This is a genomic window from Absicoccus sp. (genome assembly GCF_034090965.1).
Lineage (GTDB): Bacteria > Bacillota_I > Bacilli_A > Erysipelotrichales > Erysipelotrichaceae > Absicoccus > Absicoccus intestinalis.
Genome location: NZ_JAXDRQ010000022.1, coordinates 1 through 3,915, shown reverse-complemented (window position 1 = coordinate 3,915; position 3,915 = coordinate 1). Strand labels below are relative to the sequence as shown.

The 3,915-nt window shown below is 41.4% G+C and carries 3 protein-coding genes; 1 reads left to right on the top strand and 2 read right to left on the bottom strand.

The window, feature by feature from the left end:
• Nucleotides 1-133: 133 nt before the first annotated feature.
• Both SOS22_RS03165 and SOS22_RS03160 read right to left on the bottom strand, forming a co-directional pair.
• Nucleotides 134-1,645 carry an N-6 DNA methylase gene (locus SOS22_RS03165; RefSeq protein ID WP_320596294.1) on the bottom strand — a complete coding sequence of 504 codons (1,512 nt, stop codon included), beginning with the start codon at nt 1,643-1,645 and terminating at the stop codon, nt 134-136.
• A 15-nt stretch (nt 1,646-1,660) separates the two neighbouring features.
• Nucleotides 1,661-2,689 (bottom strand): Fic family protein, encoded by a 1,029-nt coding sequence (locus tag SOS22_RS03160; protein ID WP_320596293.1) that lies wholly within the window; start codon nt 2,687-2,689, stop codon nt 1,661-1,663.
• 112 nt (nt 2,690-2,801) lie between these two features.
• Between SOS22_RS03160 and xerA the strand changes: the two genes are divergently transcribed.
• Entirely contained in the window at nt 2,802-3,770 is a 969-nt protein-coding gene (gene xerA / locus SOS22_RS03155; RefSeq protein ID WP_320325848.1) for a site-specific tyrosine recombinase/integron integrase, read from the top strand.
• The last annotated feature ends 145 nt before the right edge of the window (nt 3,771-3,915 follow it).

Sequence of the window (3,915 nt, the reverse complement as noted above, 5' to 3'; positions counted from 1 at the left end):
TGAACATTTGCAATTCTAATAACTCTTATCCCAGAAGTAACATACTTATCACTCCTGAATGCGTAGCCATTAAGAATTTCGCAAACATCTCCTAGCCTGATATTTTCCATTTATCTATCATCCCCCACAAATATCAATTTGTCTCATCAGCGAGCATCTTCTCTAGATCTTTCAGATCGGTTGTGATTTCAGTTTCCAAGCTACGGATACTGGCCAAAATCTCGCTTGTAGGCGGATATTCTACCGGTTTATATTCAACTTTCTTGTACTTGTTGATAGACAAATCATATCCTTTATCTATGATCTCCTGTTTCGGCACCATAAAGGACTGCTCCGTACGCTCACGGTTCATCTCCTGATCTCGATGTCTGAAGCGTTCCATGATATCCGGAATATCATTTTCTTCGATTGGCGTTCTCTTGTCATCCAAGCTAAAACCATCTGCCTTCATGTCATAGAACCAGACATTATCGGTACCGCCGTGATTTGTTTTTGTGAATATCAGAATTCCGGTAGATACCCCTGCATATGGCTTAAATACACCTGAAGGCATGGAGATCACAGCCTCTAGCCTTTGATTCTCGACCAACTCTTTGCGGATTGCCTTATGAGCTTTTGATGATCCAAAAAGCACACCATCCGGGACGATGCAGGCACACCGACCGCCCACTTTCATCATCTGGATGAATAGATCCACAAAGAGTAATTCTGTCTTCTTTGTCTTGCAAAGCTTGAGAAGGTCTGTCGAAACAATGTCATAATCAAGGCTTCCCTTAAACGGCGGATTGGCCAGAATCAAGGTATACTTATTCCGATCCGGGTTCTGATCTGACAGACTGTCACGATATTCTATATAAGGATTATCAATCCCATGCGTCATCATGTTCATAGCACCGATACGGAGCATCGTCCTATCCATGTCATATCCATGAAACATATGATTCATGTAGTGATCTTTTTTCACTCGGTCAAAGAAAATCTCTTCTCGATGATGTTCCTTCTCATATTCCCCTACAGCCACCAAAAAACCTGATGTGCCACAGGCGGGGTCACATACGACTTCATCCGGTCCCGGCTGCATCAGTTCAACCATCATCTTGATAATGTGCCTTGGGGTCCTAAACTGTCCGTTTACACCGGAATTTGCCAGTTTGGATAGGAGATATTCATAAATATCTCCGCGTGCATCTGTATCTTTCAGTCCGCTCATCTGCTTATAAAGTTCATCCATCGCATCGACGATCTTGGAAAGCATCAAAGGTGTCGGAATCTTGAAAATCGCATCCTGCATGTATTTTGCATAGGCGCTCTCTTTATTTCCGTGCAGATTTTTGATAAACGGAAAGACCATTTCCTGCATAACAGAATACATTTTCTGTGCTGGGAAATCATGGAAAACTGACCACTTAAGCTGCGATCCATCAACCATATGGTCTCCAACCTTAACTTCCCCTGCAAATATGCTTTCATAGGAAAGGCCCAACATGGCACTTTCTCTGGCATGCAGATTATCACTGTCATCCAGATCGTGAATGAACATAAGGTAAGTCATCTGTTCAATGACATCCAGCGGATTGGTAAGTCCTCCCGTCCAGAAGATCTCCCATAAAGCATCGATTTTATTTTTCAGTTCTCCTGTAATCATGACATCCTCCAAGAATCACTCCTCTTTATCCCAGTTCCAGCGGTACTTCGTATAACGGCCACCGCCAATTTTAATAATCTTATTTTCCTTTTGAAGCTTGGATAGAGTTCGCTGTATCGTTGCCTGACCGATATTTGGAAATTCTTTTTGTATCTCAGTCTTCGTAAAAGTTCCTAATTTTTTACGCATCATCTCTTCGATGCGGTCTGGTTTCGAAACCTTCCGTTCTTCCACAAGTTCCGTGCGTTCCATAAACTCGCGATAAGCAGCTGTTATGACACTAAGCATATATACGACGAATGGCATATAATCATTATTTCCTTCATGCCACCCCGCCGAGCTTGCCTGCAGTGCATCATAATATTGATCCTTTGTTGTCTCTATGAGTTTCTCTATACTGATATACCTGCCAACGAAATATCCATTTTTATACAGCAAAAGCAGTGTAAGCAGCCTGCTCATTCTGCCGTTTCCATCAAGAAATGGATGGATACACAAAAAATCAAGAATGAACATCGGGATTATTAGTAGCGGATCAACCTGAACATCTGCCAGTATCTCCTGATATGCCTGGCATAATTGTTCCAATGCTTCTGGTGTTTCAAATGCTGAAACAGGCTGAAATCTCACTTTTCGATTCCCATCTTCATCCATTTCCTCAATTATGTTATCAGTAGATTTCCATCTGCCACCAATTCGTGTCTCTTCAAATTTGTACATGCCACGATGAAGTTGCAGTAACAAAGCCGGCTTGATGGGAATGTATTCATAGCTCTCATGGATCGTATTCAGAACATCCCGATATCCAGCAATTTCATATTCGTCTCTGGAATGAGGTGTCGTTTTATCCATGACAATTTTTTTTAGTCGCTCATCCGAGGTGTAAATACCTTCGATTTTATTTGAACTTTCCGTGCTTTGAATTCTGGCAATTTCAACTAGGTTTTGCAGAATATCCGCATGCCTAGTCGCGATAAGCTCCTGTCTTCCCTTGTACTCATGAATTGTTGTCAGATAACTCAAAAGTTGCCGTTCAGGCAGCATTAGATAAAACACAACTGTTATTCGACAGTTTGATGCAACAATATTTTGGGTAATCTATGTGGCTGTAGGCTGGTGAAGGATGATGGTATACAACAAAAAGGAGTATATCATCATGGAAGAAAAACTGGTAAAGATTTTAAATGAAATGGCGGAGTACCTGAGCGTTCCCCAAATGAAAAAATTGCAGGAGGTGCTATTAGAAAACTTAACTGAAGAGACTATCCAGAAAGAGAACATAGAAAACAGTGAATATTTGAAGTTTTTTTTAGATGCAAAACGGATCGAGGGGTGTTCAGAACGAACGCTGCAGTATTACAAAGTCACGGTTGATCACATGCTGGAGAAGATCAGCACACCTATCCGCAAAATAACTACAGATGAGATTCGAACCTACCTGGTGGAGTATCAGCAACGTGGCGGATGCAGCAAAGTAACAATCGACAATATCAGGCGTAACATATCCAGCTTCTTTTCATGGCTGGAGGAAGAAGATTATATCCTGAAAAGTCCAATGCGCCGTATTCATAAGATTAAAACAAAAACCGTGGTGAAAGAAGTAATCTCGGATGAAAGCATGGAGAAAATGCGGGATGCATGTGAGGAAGTAAGAGATCTTGCCATTATCGATCTTCTCTATTCTACGGGAATCCGTGTAGGAGAACTGGTTCGTTTGAATATCGCGGATGTAAATATGGAGCAGAGAGAGTGTGTTGTATTCGGAAAAGGAGATAAAGAACGCCGAGTTTATTTTGATGCAAAAGCAAAGATCCATCTGATGGAATATCTTGCATCAAGAACGGATGATAATCCAGCTCTGTTTGTATCCTTGGATGGTAGGCATAAGCGGCTTAAAATTAGCGGAGTGGAGATCAGGTTAAGGCAATTGGGAAGGAAACTCTCCCTGGATCGAATTCATCCACATAAGTTCAGACGAACTATGGCAACCAGAGCCATAGACAAAGGCATGCCCATAGAGCAGGTACAGAAGCTTCTGGGACATTCTCAAATCGATACTACGATGCAATATGCGATCGTGAATCAGAATAACGTCAAGAACTCACATCAGAGATACATAGCCTAAAAGGCAAATTGATATTTGTGGGGGATGATAGATAAATGGAAAATATCAGGCTAGGAGATGTTTGCGAAATTCTTAATGGCTACGCATTCAGGAGTGATAAGTATGTTACTTCTGGGATAAGAGTTATTAGAATTGCAAATGTTCA

Excerpts from the sequence above, each read along its gene's own strand:
- SOS22_RS03165 (WP_320596294.1), bottom strand. The coding sequence starts at position 1,645 with ATGATTACAGGAGAACTGAAAAATAAAATCGATGCTTTATGGGAGATC.
- SOS22_RS03160 (WP_320596293.1), bottom strand. The coding sequence starts at position 2,689 with ATGCTGCCTGAACGGCAACTTTTGAGTTATCTGACAACAATTCATGAG.
- xerA (WP_320325848.1), top strand. The coding sequence starts at position 2,802 with ATGGAAGAAAAACTGGTAAAGATTTTAAATGAAATGGCGGAGTACCTG.